At 54.0% G+C, this 14,935-nt stretch carries 17 protein-coding genes; all 17 read right to left on the reverse strand.

Translation table 11 applies throughout. The features are described from left to right. Positions 1-2: 2 nt before the first annotated feature. Positions 3-1,247 (reverse strand): flagellar motor switch phosphatase FliY, encoded by a 1,245-nt coding sequence (gene fliY, locus FYJ78_RS02425; RefSeq protein ID WP_154619788.1) that lies wholly within the window; start codon positions 1,245-1,247, stop codon positions 3-5. Further along, positions 1,240-2,244: a flagellar motor switch protein FliM gene (fliM, locus tag FYJ78_RS02430; protein ID WP_154619790.1), complete on the reverse strand. Its 1,005-nt coding sequence runs from the start codon at positions 2,242-2,244 to the stop codon at positions 1,240-1,242. The genes fliY and fliM overlap by 8 nt, the downstream gene beginning before the upstream one ends. A gap of 33 nt (positions 2,245-2,277) precedes the next feature. Next, on the reverse strand, positions 2,278-2,781 hold the full coding sequence (locus FYJ78_RS02435) for a flagellar basal body-associated FliL family protein (RefSeq protein ID WP_154619792.1): 504 nt from the start codon (positions 2,779-2,781) through the stop codon (positions 2,278-2,280). A 63-nt stretch (positions 2,782-2,844) separates the two neighbouring features. Then, positions 2,845-3,045, reverse strand: coding sequence for a flagellar FlbD family protein (locus tag FYJ78_RS02440; protein ID WP_019542471.1), 201 nt, complete (start codon positions 3,043-3,045; stop codon positions 2,845-2,847). 198 nt (positions 3,046-3,243) lie between these two features. Continuing rightward, positions 3,244-4,782 (reverse strand): flagellar hook protein FlgE, encoded by a 1,539-nt coding sequence (locus FYJ78_RS02445; protein ID WP_154619793.1) that lies wholly within the window; start codon positions 4,780-4,782, stop codon positions 3,244-3,246. 116 nt (positions 4,783-4,898) lie between these two features. After that, the gene (locus FYJ78_RS02450) at positions 4,899-5,282 is read right to left on the reverse strand and encodes a TIGR02530 family flagellar biosynthesis protein (protein WP_154619794.1); all 384 of its coding nucleotides are present in this window, start codon (positions 5,280-5,282) and stop codon (positions 4,899-4,901) included. Positions 5,283-5,305: 23 nt separating this feature from the next. Beyond that, on the reverse strand, positions 5,306-5,842 hold the full coding sequence (locus FYJ78_RS02455) for a flagellar hook capping FlgD N-terminal domain-containing protein (protein WP_154619795.1): 537 nt from the start codon (positions 5,840-5,842) through the stop codon (positions 5,306-5,308). A gap of 26 nt (positions 5,843-5,868) precedes the next feature. Further along, the gene (locus FYJ78_RS13115) at positions 5,869-7,509 is read right to left on the reverse strand and encodes a flagellar hook-length control protein FliK (RefSeq protein WP_154619796.1); all 1,641 of its coding nucleotides are present in this window, start codon (positions 7,507-7,509) and stop codon (positions 5,869-5,871) included. An 89-nt stretch (positions 7,510-7,598) separates the two neighbouring features. Further along, on the reverse strand, positions 7,599-8,216 hold the full coding sequence (locus FYJ78_RS02465; RefSeq protein WP_154619797.1) for a MotE family protein: 618 nt from the start codon (positions 8,214-8,216) through the stop codon (positions 7,599-7,601). 51 nt (positions 8,217-8,267) lie between these two features. Continuing rightward, entirely contained in the window at positions 8,268-8,885 is a 618-nt protein-coding gene (locus FYJ78_RS02470; RefSeq protein ID WP_154619799.1) for a lytic transglycosylase domain-containing protein, read from the reverse strand. Beyond that, the gene (fliJ, locus tag FYJ78_RS02475) at positions 8,882-9,346 is read right to left on the reverse strand and encodes a flagellar export protein FliJ (RefSeq protein WP_154619800.1); all 465 of its coding nucleotides are present in this window, start codon (positions 9,344-9,346) and stop codon (positions 8,882-8,884) included. The genes FYJ78_RS02470 and fliJ overlap by 4 nt, the downstream gene beginning before the upstream one ends. A 5-nt stretch (positions 9,347-9,351) precedes the next feature. Next, on the reverse strand, positions 9,352-10,692 hold the full coding sequence (gene fliI, locus FYJ78_RS02480) for a flagellar protein export ATPase FliI (RefSeq protein WP_154619802.1): 1,341 nt from the start codon (positions 10,690-10,692) through the stop codon (positions 9,352-9,354). After that, positions 10,689-11,474, reverse strand: a complete 786-nt coding sequence (locus tag FYJ78_RS02485) for a FliH/SctL family protein (RefSeq protein WP_154619804.1) — start codon at positions 11,472-11,474, stop codon at positions 10,689-10,691. Before FYJ78_RS02485 ends, fliI begins: the two co-directional genes overlap by 4 nt. Then, entirely contained in the window at positions 11,467-12,483 is a 1,017-nt protein-coding gene (gene fliG, locus FYJ78_RS02490) for a flagellar motor switch protein FliG (RefSeq protein WP_154619919.1), read from the reverse strand. Before fliG ends, FYJ78_RS02485 begins: the two co-directional genes overlap by 8 nt. 12 nt (positions 12,484-12,495) lie before the next feature. Next, on the reverse strand, positions 12,496-14,085 hold the full coding sequence (fliF, locus tag FYJ78_RS02495) for a flagellar basal-body MS-ring/collar protein FliF (RefSeq protein ID WP_154619806.1): 1,590 nt from the start codon (positions 14,083-14,085) through the stop codon (positions 12,496-12,498). 44 nt (positions 14,086-14,129) lie between these two features. Next, entirely contained in the window at positions 14,130-14,432 is a 303-nt protein-coding gene (gene fliE / locus FYJ78_RS02500) for a flagellar hook-basal body complex protein FliE (RefSeq protein ID WP_154619808.1), read from the reverse strand. Between the two features lie 44 nt (positions 14,433-14,476). Next, entirely contained in the window at positions 14,477-14,923 is a 447-nt protein-coding gene (flgC, locus tag FYJ78_RS02505; RefSeq protein ID WP_154619809.1) for a flagellar basal body rod protein FlgC, read from the reverse strand. Between the last annotated feature and the right edge of the window lie 12 nt (positions 14,924-14,935).

Genomic DNA, 14,935 nt, shown 5'->3' on the forward strand with positions numbered 1-14,935 from the left:
GATTACTGCAGCTTGGCTGCACGTTCCGCCGGACTGGCAATTTCCGTGATCCGGACACCGAAGTTTTCGTCGATGACCACGACCTCCCCTTTTGCCAGGAATTTGCCGTTCACCTGAATATCCACAGGCTCACCGGCCAATTTATCCAACTCGACAATCGATCCATTCGTCAGTTCCAGAATATCCTTTATGGATTTTCTGGTGCGGCCAAGTTCGACGGTAATTTCCAAAGGAACATCCAATATCAAGCCGATATTGGCATCATTCACCTGAACCGGCTGCGCATTAAGCGGCGTAAACTGCGCCGACTGAACAGGAACATTCGTCGCAACATGCGGCTGCATCGCTGTCCCATAAAGTCCAGCAGCCGGCGCCGGCGCTGCGGCAGGCGCGGGCGTTGGTGCTGGAGCCGGCGTTGGCGCTGGCGTCGGTGCCGGAGCAGCGGCAGGCGCGGGTGTTGGTGCCGAAGCCGGTGCAGCAGGCTCTGGAGCAGGCTCCGCCTCTCCTGTCGCGCCGCTTGTCAGCGCCTCCACCATTTCCTTTGCCACAGGGACAGGCAGAATCTGCATGATCTCGCTGTCGATCAGCCCGTCCACCTCCATGCGGAACGAGGTCCGCACGACCGGATCATCCTTGCCGACCAGTTCAGTGACCTTATCTTCACTGCCAAAGTCGATCAAATTCACCTTCGGCGGCGAAATATCAATCTTTTTATTGAACATCGTAGACAGGGAAGTCGCTACGGTCCCCATCATCTGATTCATCGCTTCGCCCACAGCGGACATGGCGATTTCATTGATTTCCGTATCCGGATTCGTTCCATCGCCGCCCATCATGAGATCCGCAATGATCGCAGCATCCTGTGCCTGGATAGCGAGAACATTATTTCCCTCAATCCCGATCGTATATCCCACTTCCACAATGAGATACGGCATCGGATACTGCTTCTGAATGATATTCATGGTCGCAACCGAAACCGACGGCGTCGTGATGCTGACCTTATGCCCCAGAAGCACGGACAATGTCGTCGCTGCGCTTCCCATGGAAATATTGCCGATTTCCCCCAGCGCATCCCGCTCAACATCCGTAAGGACATCATCCAACTGAGATGAGTTACTGTCTGCGGCCGGTTCTGCATCGGCAGCCCCTGACTCTCCCGCCGATGTTTCATCGCCGCCCGCACCGGGTATCGCACCGCCGTTCAGCAGGGCGTCAATCTCCTCCTGCGAGATCATATCGTCACTCATCAGTATCTTCATCTCCTTCGTTTATTACTTTCGTAATCTGAACTGCCATCTTTTTGCCGGAGGTACCGGGACGACAGTAAAACTTCGGCCTGTGTCCGACCAGGCAAACCAGATTGTCATCCACCTTCGTATCCATCTGCAGGACATCGCCAAACCCCAGCGTAAGGAACTCATTGATAGTAATATCCACCTTTCCAAGCTGGACAATGAACGGCACATGTGTCCGTTCAATCTTTTTCTCCAGAATCTTGACCTGTTCCGGATCATCATCCTTCGTCACCGAAGAGGCCACCCAGAAGGTCGTAGTCAACTTGGACATGACCGGTTCCAGTACCAGATACGGAATGCAGATATTCATCATGCCTTCCACGTCCCCGACCTTCATCTGGATCGTCACAATGACGACCATATCGCTGGGCGGGACAATCTGGGTAAACTGCGGATTGGATTCCGTCGCCTCAAGCGAGGGCGTAAAATCCACCACTGTCGACCATGCTTCCTTCAGCTGATGGATCGCCGTATCGATGAAGCGGCGCATAACCACCTCTTCGATCTCTGTCAGAACGCGCGGTTTGATACTGGTCGTCCCTTCACCGCCGAACACGCGATCGATAAACGCAAAGGCGATTTCCGTATTGACCTCCATGATAATGTTGCCCTTAAGCGGAGGCACCGCCAGAATGCTGATCACTGAAGGGTTTGCCAGAGACTGAACAAACTCCTGATAAGTCAGCTGCTCTACCGACGCAACCTCCACGTTTACCAATGTACGGAGATGCGTAGACAAATACGTGTTAAGCAGGCGGGAAAAGCTCTCGTGAAGCATGAACAATGTGCGTATCTGATCCTTGGAGAACTTGTCCGGACGCTTGAAATCATATACTTTAATTTTTTTCTGTTCTTCGTCTGCTTTGACTTCCTCTGCAGAAACTGTTCCGTCGGACAGCGCCGAAAGCAGTTTATCTATCTCGGATTGAGACAGGACATCCTCTGCCAACCTTCGTCCTCCTTCCTGCCTTGTTTCATTGTCTTACTGGAGCAGGAAGCTCGTAATATAGACATCATAAACAGAGCCTGCCCCGAGTTTGGCATTGAGCTCATCCTTCAATTTCTTCTTTAAGGCATCCTGTTTTGTCGCATCAAACTCATCCAGCTTGGCGCTCCTCAGGATCTGCATCGTCGTATCCAGAATCTTTGTCTCAGCCATGGGCTGAAGCTTGCCGTCTGCCAGATTGTCCTTTTTGCCGGGATTCATTTCCAAAACGATTCCCGCTTTCAGGAACTTGCCGGCCTTTTGGCCGCCTACATTGACCGTGATCCCTTCCTTGGCATCGCCGAGCTTGATGAATATACCCGGATCATGATGCTCGCTTACCGAATCCGTGGCGGTATCCTTCATCACCTTTGTCGTAATGAAAAAGGAAATCCCTCCCGCCAGGACCAGCCCGACCAGCACCAGCACAATGACAAGGATAATCGGCGATTTCTTCTTCGGCTCTGCTGCGGCCTCTGTATCCTTCTGTTCGTCCGCCATAAATTACTCCCCTCCATAATCTGCTACGTTCTCATTATACCAAGACTCCGGGAATTGTCCACATCAAAATTGATGGAGCGCCCGGCGGTACTTCATGACGCGCCGCACAATCTCATCCATCGGCTCATCTACGATGAGCTTCTTGCCGTTCGTCAGCGTCACAACCGTATCCGGTGTCTCCTCAATCGTTTCTATTATTTCGGCATTGAGCACAAATTCTCCTTTTTTATTCGTCTTGGAATTGAACTTCGTCAGCTTGATCATCGCTCTCCCATCTCCTCATCCTTACTCTGCTCAACACATCGTCATTCTTTTATTTTTCGTCACTTGATGTTCATTTCCCTTTTATTTTTTTCATTTTCTCTAAAAATCCGCTAAATTTTTCCTTATTCTGCTTCCCCAAAAAAGAAAAGAGCCGATACGCTCCTGTACCGGCCCGAAAGAAGTACTGCACCAAATCACTCAGCGCTTCATATTGATCAATGTTTCCAGCATTTCATCCCCGACCGTAATGATCTTGGAATTGGACTGGAATCCGCGCTGCGTGATAATCATATCAGAAAACTCGTTCGCAATATCGACGTTGGACATCTCAAGCGCGGACGGGGTGATCGTAACGCCGAGATCCGAAGCCGTTTTGACATTGGCTGTGCCCGAGTTGTTCGACTCCTGATACAGGCTGCTGCCCGTCTTCGTCAGACCGGCCGCATTCGTAAACTGCGCTACGGCGATCTGCGCCTCGGACTGGCGGACGCCGTTCGTATAGACGCCCGTGATGACGCCGGACGCATCAATCGAGACGCTCTTGAGCGTACCTGCGGCATTGCCGTCGGCATTGCCTTTCACCGTGCTGTTGCCCGAGTACTGCGTCAGCGCGGAAAGATCCAGCGTGACCTGCTGCGTACCGGCTGCGCCATTATTAAGCGTCAGCGTCGCCGTCTGCGGCGAACCGGAATTGTATTTGCCAGACGTCGTAAAATTCAGCTTGACATCGGTCATTTTCACCGCCGTAGTCGAACCGTCACTTTCACTGATTGTGGATGTCCCTGATCCATCCGTATTCACCGAAACGGTCCAGGTATTCCCGTTTGTACTGTCTACGCTGGACTTCGTAAAATAGATGGGAATGCTGTGCGTATTGCCCAGCGTATCGTAGACCGTAACCGTCGTCGTCACCGGCAGACTGGAGCCTTTGGTATACGTACCGGAAGTCTCCGTCACCGTCGTGCCGTCGCTCATGGTCAGTGTGACCGGATTGGACGTTGACGCTGTCGCTGTATCGGCTGCAGCGGACTGTGTGATGGTTTTGATTTTACTCGCGCCATACGTATCGCCCACATTGTAGGTCGTGCCGTTTGTCCCTGTTGCCGTCGTGCCGTCTTCCAGTGTCAGCGTCACCGTATTGTCTGCGCTTGCCGTTGCCTTCGATACCGTACCGCCTGAAATATTCGTAATGGTGAGGGCCGCCGCATTCAGATTGTTCTCGTAGGTCACCATCGCCGTAGCCGCAGAGGCCATGCTCTTGCCGGACTGAATCACGATATTCTGCGTCGAGCCGTTTGTCGTGAGTACACCGTCCGAGGCCATCCATCCCTGTACATAAAGCCCGCTGCCCGGCAGGACATAATTCCCGTCCGCGTCAAACTCAAACGCGCCGTCACGCGTATAATAGGTCTCATTTCCCTGTTTGACCACAAACAGGCCGTTTCCCGAAAGGGCCACATCCGTATTCTTGCCAGTAGACTGCGTACTGCCGTCGGTAAACAGGGTATCAATACTGGCGACTCCGGTTCCCAGTCCCACCTGCTTCGGGTTCGTTCCGCCCTTAGTATCAGCCGGCGCCGACGCGTCGGTCATGGTCTGGGAAAGCGTATCGGCAAAGGTAACGCGGCTGGACTTAAACCCGGTCGTGTTGACGTTGGCGATGTTGTTGCCGATGACATCCATACGGGTCTGATGAGATTTCAGGCCGGATACACCGGAGAAAAGTGAACGCATCATAATGAATCTACTTCCTTTCCTTACATGAAAGAATCTGTTTCTTCACCAATGATGCAGCTTGAGCGGCATCGGTCATTCCGCCGCCCGAAGTTTCCCTGACGGGTCCAACTTCTGTTTCAAAGAATCGCTGCACTATCGATATTGGTGATTATGTTTTCGTTTCCACGCATACCATCCATGGCGGTAATCACGGTCCGGTTCGTCACACTGACCACCAGTGCCACATCATCCAGACAGACGAGTGATTTCCGTGCTCCCTTTTGCGCAAGCCGGTCAACGGTATCTTCCAAACGATGGATCATGTCCTCGCTGACTGGAAGCCCCCGCTGCTGCAACCGCTCCTGTGCATGCCGGGAAAATACAACCTGTCTGCCGGCCTCCCTCAGGAGATCCGAAAAGCTGGCTGTTTCCCGGCTTTGACCGGAGCACTGCAACTTGCCCTTGTGATTGCCGAGGGGCTGGATAGGCTGCGTGTTCAGATAAATTCTGGGGTCAGCCATAACCGGATTCCCTCCTCATTTCATCAGGAATTCGTCGTACTCTGAGATCCTGTTCCGATGCGGGTAAGATCGCCGATCGACACCTGATAGGTCTTGCCGCCGGATTCCGCAATGACCGTCGGCGTGCCATCCGAAATGCTTACCCCGGTCACCTTGCCCTCCAGCTTCGTCGTTGTCTTAGTCGTGTTGCCGTCTTCATCGGTCGAACTCGTCGTCATCGTCCACTGCACGTTTTGACCGATCATATTGCTGAGCTGCCCGACCAATACCGACGTATCAATATTACTGACCAGCTTGGAAACGCCTGTCAGGCTTTCCGCCACATTGGTCATCTGCTCCAACGCGGAGAACTGCGCCAGCTGTGCCAGATATTCGCTGTTGTCCTGCGGGTCCAGCGGGTCCTGATACTGCATCTGCGTAACCAGAAGCTGCAGGAACGCATCCTTTCCCAATGCGCTGTTTGAGGACGATGCGCTGGCGCTGGACGCCTGCGATTGATTATACGCTTCTACCGTCTGCGTCACACCGTCTTTGGTAATCGTATTCAGGGTGTTCGACATGTTGTCTCCTCCTTCATCCTTTGTGATCAAATCCGATAATCCACACCATCCGCAGCAGAACGCTGTGAATCCTGGACTGCAACGACGTTCAGCGGGTCATCGTCCTCATATACTCCGGCATCCATGGCTGCTCCCCGAACCAATCGGCGGTTTCCGCCCTGTCCGTTTTGCCACGCCTGCTGTCCCTGCTCCTGCGGAAGCTGTCCATCTGATAATCCGGCATAGACTTCCACGCTGTCCACCTTGAGCCCCTGCTGATTCAATTCCTGACGAAGCTGAACCAGCGAATTCTCTATAATCGTCCGGACCTGTGCGTTATCGCTGTGGAACGACGCATTCACCGCGCCGTTCTCACTGACGGACACCTTGAGTGTCAACTCTCCGAGATGCTGCGGATTCAGCTTGATCACCATCTGCGTATCGCCGGTGTTCCGGATCAGGCGCGCATGTTCGACAATCTGGCGCGGCACGCCATAATCGCTTTGCATTTGCTGCGGCACGGACTCCGCCGGCGCCGATGACGAAAGGCTGCTTTGAAGGGTCTGCTGAAACGTGCCGGCCGAAACCGTATGCGACGCTCCCGCCTCCGAACGCACCGCGGACGGTGCCGCCTCGCGGAGCGAACGCTCCGGTAAAACCACCGCATCGCCGGTTTTGACCGCCGGATTCTCTGCATCCGCAGCAGCCGGTCTGTCGTCTGCAATCGGCGTCAGTCGGGTATCCTGCCGCCCGTTGCTTTGCTGCATTTCCTGCTGCTCACTCTGCGCATCGCCGTTTCCCTGAGGCATATCCCCGTCAGGCATCACCCTGCGCCGGTCTTCCACCGAAACAGCCGCCGTCCCGAAAAAGCCGGAAAGGTTCTTTCCCTCCGCCTTTTTTTCTGTGTCCGGCGAATTTCCGGCGGATTGCTGCTGTAACGCAACAGCATCCTGCAGCATGCCAATAACGCTGGCATCACCCGCGACGGAATCCGTCTGCAGATTTTGCAATGCAGATGCCGTTATGCTCGCCTGTTGCTGAACCGGATTTGTTTCCACAGCCCCCGCAGCGGAGTTTTCCCTTGCGGCAGGCAGCGCCTGCTGGTCGGACAGCAAAAGGTTCTGCAAAGAAACCGGGTCAGACAGAACCGCTGTATTTGGCAAAGCATCGGCCGCCGGAGAAAGAGAACCGGTTTGTTCGGCCGTCAGCGGCTGTCCGGAAAGCATGGCCAGAAAATTTTGCTGGCGAAGCTTTTGGCCGGCCGGCTGTGGAATCAGGCTTTGAAGATCCCCTGTCGTATTTTGCATGGCGGCGACGCCGTTCCCGGCCGTGTTCATACCCGGCAAAAACGATTCGGAGACCGCGCCGTTTTCAGTCGTCAGGGCCGTGTTTTCCTGCGTCATGACCGTCCCCGTCTCCTGCGGAACCAAGGCCATACCTGCTGCCAGAAGAGTCCGTACAGCCTGTTTCCCTTCATCCGGCTCAGGACTCTCTGCCTTGCCTTCCGCCGGCTTAGACGATTCCGTCGTCAGAGCCGCCGCATCTTTCTCCATGCGGCTCATCGCAGTATCAAAGGAATCCTGACCACGGCTGGTTCCCTTTCCGGTCCGGGCCGCCGCTTTTGTACTCTGCCCTTTTTGTGCGGCCTGCGGCTGAACGGAAACCGCCATCATATCTGCTGTATTCACTATCTCTCACCTCCCCACGATAGTATTATCGTAACAAATCATAAAATCCTTAAATAAAAAAACTCCTCCCCCGCCGGGAAGGAGTTCGTTTACGGAGTGACCGATGGTGAAGCGTCTCCCGTCTGGCCGTTCTGCTGCTCCATCATCTTGCGGATATCTTCTTCCGTATTGACTTTTTTTCTGGTTCCTTCATACATCAGCTGGGTCAGGCGGGCCGTCTTGGACGGCTCGAATTCCGACAAAACCTTCGCGGCATTCCCCTCGTCCATTCGCTGCAGAATGGCGATGCAGAGATCATCATCCAGAGAATCCATGGCTTCCGCTGCATCGCGCGGCTTCATCTCATTATAGAGACGGGCCAGCTTGGATACGCGTTTTCGTTCAGCCGCTTCGCGCTCTTTCATCTGCTTCTCGATTTCCTTTTTGGAGATCACCACTTTCGAAGACTGTTTTTTGTCCGGTTCCGGCTTGACATCCTCCACTGGCGTATTGTCCATATCCTGCTGGCTTGGTGCGGGCTTAACGAAAAGCTGCCCGATAAACGGCAGATTGTACAGTCCCAGCTTTTCATTCGCCGACTGTGTATCAAAAAGCCGCAGATAGATGCCAAGAGCAAATCCTCCAATCACAAGAACCAGCAGCAAAAACAGCATGAGCAGCAGCTTCACGATTTTTTTTCCTTTTTTCTTCGGCGTTTCCTCAGCCATCGTATTCCCTGCCTTTACCTAGAATCAATTCGCGATGCAGATCCCATCAGATCAATGATACAGATCCAGCACCTTGTTCACATAGTTCTGCGTCTCCCGGTAAGGCGGCACACCGCCGTAATCCCGGACTGCCTGCGGACCGGCATTGTAAGCGGCCACGGCCTTGCGGATATCGCCGTCGAACGAATCCAGCATCTCACGCAAATACTTGGCACCGCCCTCGATATTCTGCTTCTTATCATACGGATTCACACCGAGCGATGCCGCCGTATCCGGCATGAGCTGCATAACACCGACTGCTCCCGCTGACGAAGTCGCATCCTGATTGCCGCCGGATTCCACCTGAGCAATGGCCGACAGAAGTTTCGGATCAACCCGGTATTTTTTCGCAGCCCCATCGATCAGTACACCGAGGCTCCGATCGGCCAAGGGCAGATTTTCCGATACCGTCGGAAAAGAAATGCGCTGCCCTGTCTTTCCGCCATCCGACGAAATATTCACCGCAGCCGGATCATCCGGCGAAACGGAACGAGTCCCATCGCTCTTCTGCATTTCCCTCTGCAGATGCTGCTGAAACGTCACGCCCGGGACCCCTCCCGGTATGCCGAACTTCTCCTGAAGCTGAGCGATTCTTGCCTGTACATGACGTATTCCCGAAACATCGATCATGAAGCTTCCCCCACTTTCCTTCTCATCGTAAGCTGCAGCCCGATTTCATCGAGCATCTTCTGCTCTTCCTTCAAAGCTTCCTCCTGATATTCACTGAACCGTTTTTCCCGAAGCTGCTCGATGCTCTTCAGTTTGCTCATGGATTCCATGAGCTCCCTGAGCTTTTTTTGCTTTTCACCGCGAAGCTGCAGATTGATGTTCTGCTGCATCCCGATCTGCTCCCGTTTCCAGGCGAAGAAGCTGTTGAAGGTCATTAACCGTCCGACGGTAACCCTCGTCCCCTCAGAAGAAAGGGCTTCATAATCGCGCTGCCCCTGCTGCATTTCAGCCAGCAGGACAGCCAGCGCTTGTTTCCCTTCCTCCAGATTCCGGGAGGCTTCGGCAAAAGCGGTTTTCGCATCTTCTTTTTTCATGCGCGTTACCTTGAGCAGCGTTTCCAGCTGAAACTTGAATTTTTTCATTTCTTTCACCCGGATATCCCGATCAGCTTTTTCTCCGTTTCTTCATAAGTATCCAACTCGAAAATCCCCTGACAGAGGAATTCGTTGATCGCATCGATTTTCTCAATGGACTCGTCGATTTTGGCACTGGAGCCCTTGACATAAGCACCGATATGAATGAGATCTTCCGCGTCGCGATATACAGCCATGAGCTGACGCATCTGCTGCGCCGCTTTGAGATGTTCCGGCGAGACCACTTCATTCATCACACGGCTGACGCTCGTCATGATATCGATCGCCGGAAAATGATTCTGTGCGGCAATGTTTCGTGAAAGAACGATATGCCCGTCCAAAATACTTCGCACTGCGTCGGCGATCGGTTCATTCATGTCATCGCCGTCCACCAGCACCGTGTAGATTCCGGTGATCGAGCCTTTCCCGCTGGTTCCTGCCCGTTCGAGCAGGCGGGGAAGCATCGCAAACACAGAGGGCGTATAGCCGCGCGTCGCCGGCGGCTCGCCAATGGTGAGTCCCACCTCGCGCTGCGCCATCGCAAACCGCGTAACAGAATCCATCATCAAGATCACTTTGTGCCCCTGATCACGGAAATACTCCGCAATCGCCGTGGCGGTCATAGCTCCTTTGATGCGGACAAGAGCAGGCTGATCCGATGTCGCTACAACGACGACCGACCGCTTCATGCCTTCTTCGCCCAGATCCCGCTCGATAAAATCACGGACCTCTCGTCCGCGCTCACCAACCAGGGCAATGACGCTGATGTCTGCCTCTGTGTTGCGGGCAATCATGGAAAGCAGCGTCGACTTGCCCACGCCGGACCCAGCCATGATACCGATACGCTGCCCCTCGCCCATCGTAATCAGCCCGTCAATGGCCCGCACTCCGACATAAAGATGATTGCAGATGCGGGGTCTGGTCAGCGGCGGCGGCGGATCCGCCTGCAAAGGATATTCCTCCTTGCAAAGCAGCGGCCCCTTGTCATCCATGGGATTGCCCAATCCATCCAGCACGCGTCCCAAAAGCTCCGGCCCTACCTTGGCTTTCAGCAGCTTCTGCGCAGACACGACTTCACAGCCCGGGCCAATGCCCTGCATCTCGCCGACCGGCATAAGCATGACGCGTCCATCCCGAAAACCGACCACCTCAGCGGGAACAGGCGGAACACCCGGAAAATGGGAATGAATATAACAGAGCTCGCCGACGCTGACGAGCGGTCCCTGCGATTCAATGACCAGTCCGATAACCTGTGTAACTTTCCCCGTCAGTTTCATAGACGGGCAGGAACGAACCGCATCCGTGAATTTGTCCATATTCAATTTCCATGTATTGCTGCCGACATTTTCACTCATAGCATTACTTCCCGAACTGCCTGCTTCAGCAGTTCCATCCGGGTCGCCAGACGGGCATCTACACTGCCGTTCGGCGTTTCAATCAGACAATCCCCCGGCTTCAGACTGTCATCGGACTTGACGGACAGGATCGCATCGCCATAGGTCAGAATGGAGCGAAACTCCTCCCTGGCCATTAACACCAGATCGTAGCTGTCCGGCGGAACATGAACGATCAATTCCTTCTGATCCTTAACCTGCTCGATCGCCTCCCGCACCACAGGAAGAACGACCTGCGGCACATCAATAAAATGCTGCGGCAGAATCTTATCGACCACACTCATGACAACAGAAACCACATCCTGCTCCGCCTGACGGACATAATCCTGCGTGGCCTTTTTGGCATCCTGCAGAGTCTTTTCCGCCTTGGCGTTCGCCTCTCGTATCGTCCCGGCCATTTCTTCCCGTACCTTCCGGCTGCCGTCCTCATGTCCGGCTTCATAGCCTTCGCGGCGGCCCTCCTGCCGGGCGTTTTCCCGAAGCGCTTCGATCTCCTGCTGCGCTTCCTGAATCAGGCGGTCATGCTCTGCCTGCGCCTCCTGCCGAAGCACCTCGGCATGAATCCGTGCGTCCTCCAGCATAGACGAGGCGCGCTTTTCCTTTTCTGCAATCTCTGCCAGCATATTATTCATGGATTCATCATCCATAGGGGCAGGAGCCGCCGGCTCCGGTTTTTGGGGAACCGGCGTATCAATATAATGAGGGTTGTCTTTCCAGACGGCTGCTTTGATAACCTTAGACAATCATCTCGTCTCCCTGTCCACGCGAAATAACGATCTCGCCCTTGTCCTCCAAAGTGCGGATGACATTGACGATCTTCTGCTGTGCTTCTTCCACGTCGCGAATCTTGACCGGTCCCATAAACTCGATCTCTTCACGCAGCATATCGCCTGCGCGCTTCGACATGTTCTTGTATACCTTGTCGGCCACTTCCTTCGGCGTAGCCTTGAGCGCCAGCGACAGATCCTTCGTATCGACCTCGCGCAGCACAAGCTGCAGCGAACGGTCGTCCAGCTGAACAATATCCTCGAATACAAACATAAGGCGCTTGATCTCTTCGGCCAGCTCCGGGTTGTCCACCTCGAGCGTCTCGATAATGGACTTCTCTGTGGTGCGGTCGACACGGTTGAGCACCTCGACAATCGCCTTGACACCGCCTGCCGTTGTGAAATCCTGCGTGACCAGCGTAGAAAGCTTGCGTTCAAGCACGCGTTCAATTTCGCGGATGATGTCCGGAGATGTGCGGTCCATCTGCGCGATACGCTTGGCCACATCGGCCTGCGCATCAGGCGGCAAAGACCCGAGTACCGTAGCGGCCTGATCGGGATCCAGATACGCCATAATGAGCGCGATCGTCTGCGGATGCTCGTTCTGAATAAAGTTCATCAGCTGTGACGGATCCGTCTTGCGAAGGAAATCGAACGGGCGGACCTGCAGGCTGGTAGTCAGGCGATTGATGATATCCATCGCCTTTTCGGCTCCCAGCGCCTTTTCCAGCACGCTTTGCGCATATTCCAGACCGCCAGTCGAAATATAATCCTTGGCCATGGCCATCTGATAAAATTCACTGACAACCGCCGCCTTCTGTTCCGCGCTGACTTGCTTATGATTGGCAATCTCCAGCGTGATCCTTTCGATTTCATCATCATCCAGATGCTGAAACAGCTTGGCCGAATATTCCGGGCCGAGCGCAATGAAGAGAATGGCCGCTTTTTCCTGATTCGTCAGCTGCTCCTCACTGTCTCCATACATATCATATGCCATTTATTCATCCTCCGAAAGCCAGGTCTTGATAAGCATAGCCACCTCGGCCGGCTTCTGATCGATGAGCTCCTGCAGCGTCTGCTTTTCGGTAAGATGTCTCTGTTCCTCTTCGGTGAGTTCTTCCTCTTCCAATTCGCCCGACTCCACTTTTTTCGCCCGCTCGGCGGCCAGTCTCTGCCGTTCTTCCTCTTCCAGACGCTGCTGCTCTTCCAGTGCAGCCTGCTCCTGCAGTTTTCTGCGGCGGCGCATCATAAGAGCACCGATAATCAGTGCCAGCACAAGCAAAGCAGCGGCAACTTCCATGTAGAAGATGCGGTCCGCCTTATCCTTGGCTGCCTTTTCCTCCGCGGCACGCTTGTCCTTCAGTTCTGTGCTGAACGGCAGCGGTTCGACAGAAATCGTGTCGCCCCGATCCTGATTGATGCCGGCCGCGCTGCTGACCGTACGCATAATGCTGTCCTGCTGCGTCGCGTTCACATCATCGTTGACCAGTACCGCTACATTCAGCCGCTTAATCGATCCGGGCGCTGCCACGACCTTGGATTTTTCCTCATTAATCTCGTAATTCTTCGTTGACTCTTTTTTCTCGTAGTTCGCATTGGCATTGCCGTTCTGCGCGACATACCCCGGTACGTTCGACTGCACACCGGCAGCGCCGCCCGGCTGGGTGGACGTCCCGCTGTACGTTTCGTTGATGTCCTGCTGGCTGCGAATGATGCCCGCATCATCGACCACCGGAGTGAAGGTTTGTTTATCGGTCGTACGGTCATCAAAATCCAGTTCCACACTGACCCGCGCAAACGCTCTTCCCTCGCCCAGCGACTGATCCAAAAGCGACTGGATGTTTTTCTGAATCCCATCCTGCACCTTTTTGGTCATATCCAGCTGGGTCATGGTCTTGGCGCCGACGCTGTTTTCCTCATTGTCATCCGGATCATTGAGAATCTTTCCCGTATCATCAACGATCGTGATATTCTCCGGCTTCAGCCCCTGGATACTGTTCGCCGTCAGATTCACGATTCCTTTGATTTCCTTTTTAGAAAGCTCAGCCTGCGGTTTCAGGCGCAGCATGATAGAAGCCGTCGCCGGCTTCTCATTTTTTTTGTACAGGCTGTCCTCTGGCAGGACGATATGAACCCTTGCCTTCTCCACCGACTCGATCTGCTCGATGGTACGGGTCAGCTCTCCCTGCAATGCCTGAAGATAATTGACCTTATTCTGAAACTCGGTAACACCGAGTTTACTGTCATCAAAGATCTCAAACCCTTTATTGCCGCGGGGAAGGCCCTCCGAGGCAAGCTGCAGGCGTGCATCGTGAACGTTTTTGGACGGAACCAGTATCGTCGTACCCTGCTTGTTTTCCTGTACCTCATATTGTATTTTCTGTTCTTTCAGTTTTGCTGCTACTTCGCCGGCATCCTTTGTCTCCATGTTCGTGAACAAAGGCACCATATCCGGCTTATTGCCATACCAGGCACTTATACCAATAATGGCAACGAGAATAGCCAAAGCGGACCCCAGCATAATATAACGCTGGCGTTTACTGAACCTGTTCCACAGGTCCTTATACCGCTCTTTCCAATCTCCCATGATCTCAATCCCTTCACGCAATGATTAACGAATGGCCGACGTACTTATACCTGCATCCTCATAATTTCCTGATACGCTGAAAGCGCCCGGTTTCTGAGCTGCAAGGTCAGCTGAAGGGCAATATCAGCCTTTTGGCTGGCTACGACCACCTGCGAGATATCCTCCACACGGCCCGCAGCCAGCAGCGCATTCTGCCGGTCTGATTCCAGCTGCAGGTCGTTGGTCTTTTTCAATGCTTCCGTGAGATATTCCCCAAATCCCTTGACCTCTTCCTTTGGCCGGGTTTCACCTAAATGACTCTCCGCGTGCATGGACACCGGCGTCATCTGCAGTGCTTGCATCTCCATAATCGTTATCCTTTCCCTCACTATGTCCGGAATCGTTCACCGGTTCATTTTCCCATTTCCAGTGCTTTCGTCGTCATAGACTTGGCAGCATTGATCGTCGTCGTATTGGCTTCGTACGCGCGGGAAGCCGTGATCATATCTACCATTTCCGCTACAATATTGACATTGGGGCGTTCTACATATCCCTGCGCATTGGCATCCGGATTGCCCGGGTCGTACACCAGAGGCCCCTGTGTATCGTCCGCGCGGATCTCCACGGCGCGAACGCCGTCTCCGGCAACGGATTTACGAAAGGCTCCCTGCAGGAAATCGGCAAAGCTGCCGCCCTTCCCCGACCTCGGTTCAAAGACAACATAGCGGCGATGATATGCGCCGCCCTCTCTCGTACGAGTCGTGTTGGCATTCGCGATATTGTTGCTGATGACATCCATCCGCAGGCGCTCGGCTGTCAGGCCGGACGCTGCTGCGTCAATCCCCAAAAACATACTCATCCTGCTTCTCCT

Source organism: Wylensekiella montiformis, from assembly GCF_009697385.1.
Taxonomy (GTDB): Bacteria; Bacillota; Negativicutes; order Selenomonadales; family Selenomonadaceae; genus Selenomonas_A; species Selenomonas_A montiformis.

What these genes read in the sequence shown, in the direction of transcription:
- FYJ78_RS02465 (WP_154619797.1), bottom strand. Translation starts at nt 8,216, where the DNA reads ATGGCTGAGGAAACGCCGAAGAAAAAAGGAAAAAAAATCGTGAAGCTG.
- FYJ78_RS02450 (WP_154619794.1), bottom strand. Translation starts at nt 5,282, where the DNA reads ATGGCTGACCCCAGAATTTATCTGAACACGCAGCCTATCCAGCCCCTC.
- FYJ78_RS02445 (WP_154619793.1), bottom strand. Translation starts at nt 4,782, where the DNA reads ATGATGCGTTCACTTTTCTCCGGTGTATCCGGCCTGAAATCTCATCAG.
- fliF (WP_154619806.1), bottom strand. Translation starts at nt 14,085, where the DNA reads ATGGGAGATTGGAAAGAGCGGTATAAGGACCTGTGGAACAGGTTCAGT.
- FYJ78_RS02455 (WP_154619795.1), bottom strand. Translation starts at nt 5,842, where the DNA reads ATGTCGAACACCCTGAATACGATTACCAAAGACGGTGTGACGCAGACG.
- fliG (WP_154619919.1), bottom strand. Translation starts at nt 12,483, where the DNA reads ATGTATGGAGACAGTGAGGAGCAGCTGACGAATCAGGAAAAAGCGGCC.
- FYJ78_RS02470 (WP_154619799.1), bottom strand. Translation starts at nt 8,885, where the DNA reads ATGATCGATGTTTCGGGAATACGTCATGTACAGGCAAGAATCGCTCAG.
- fliY (WP_154619788.1), bottom strand. Translation starts at nt 1,247, where the DNA reads ATGAGTGACGATATGATCTCGCAGGAGGAGATTGACGCCCTGCTGAAC.
- fliJ (WP_154619800.1), bottom strand. Translation starts at nt 9,346, where the DNA reads ATGAAAAAATTCAAGTTTCAGCTGGAAACGCTGCTCAAGGTAACGCGC.
- fliI (WP_154619802.1), bottom strand. Translation starts at nt 10,692, where the DNA reads ATGAGTGAAAATGTCGGCAGCAATACATGGAAATTGAATATGGACAAA.
- flgC (WP_154619809.1), bottom strand. Translation starts at nt 14,923, where the DNA reads ATGAGTATGTTTTTGGGGATTGACGCAGCAGCGTCCGGCCTGACAGCC.
- fliE (WP_154619808.1), bottom strand. Translation starts at nt 14,432, where the DNA reads ATGGAGATGCAAGCACTGCAGATGACGCCGGTGTCCATGCACGCGGAG.
- FYJ78_RS02440 (WP_019542471.1), bottom strand. Translation starts at nt 3,045, where the DNA reads ATGATCAAGCTGACGAAGTTCAATTCCAAGACGAATAAAAAAGGAGAA.
- FYJ78_RS02435 (WP_154619792.1), bottom strand. Translation starts at nt 2,781, where the DNA reads ATGGCGGACGAACAGAAGGATACAGAGGCCGCAGCAGAGCCGAAGAAG.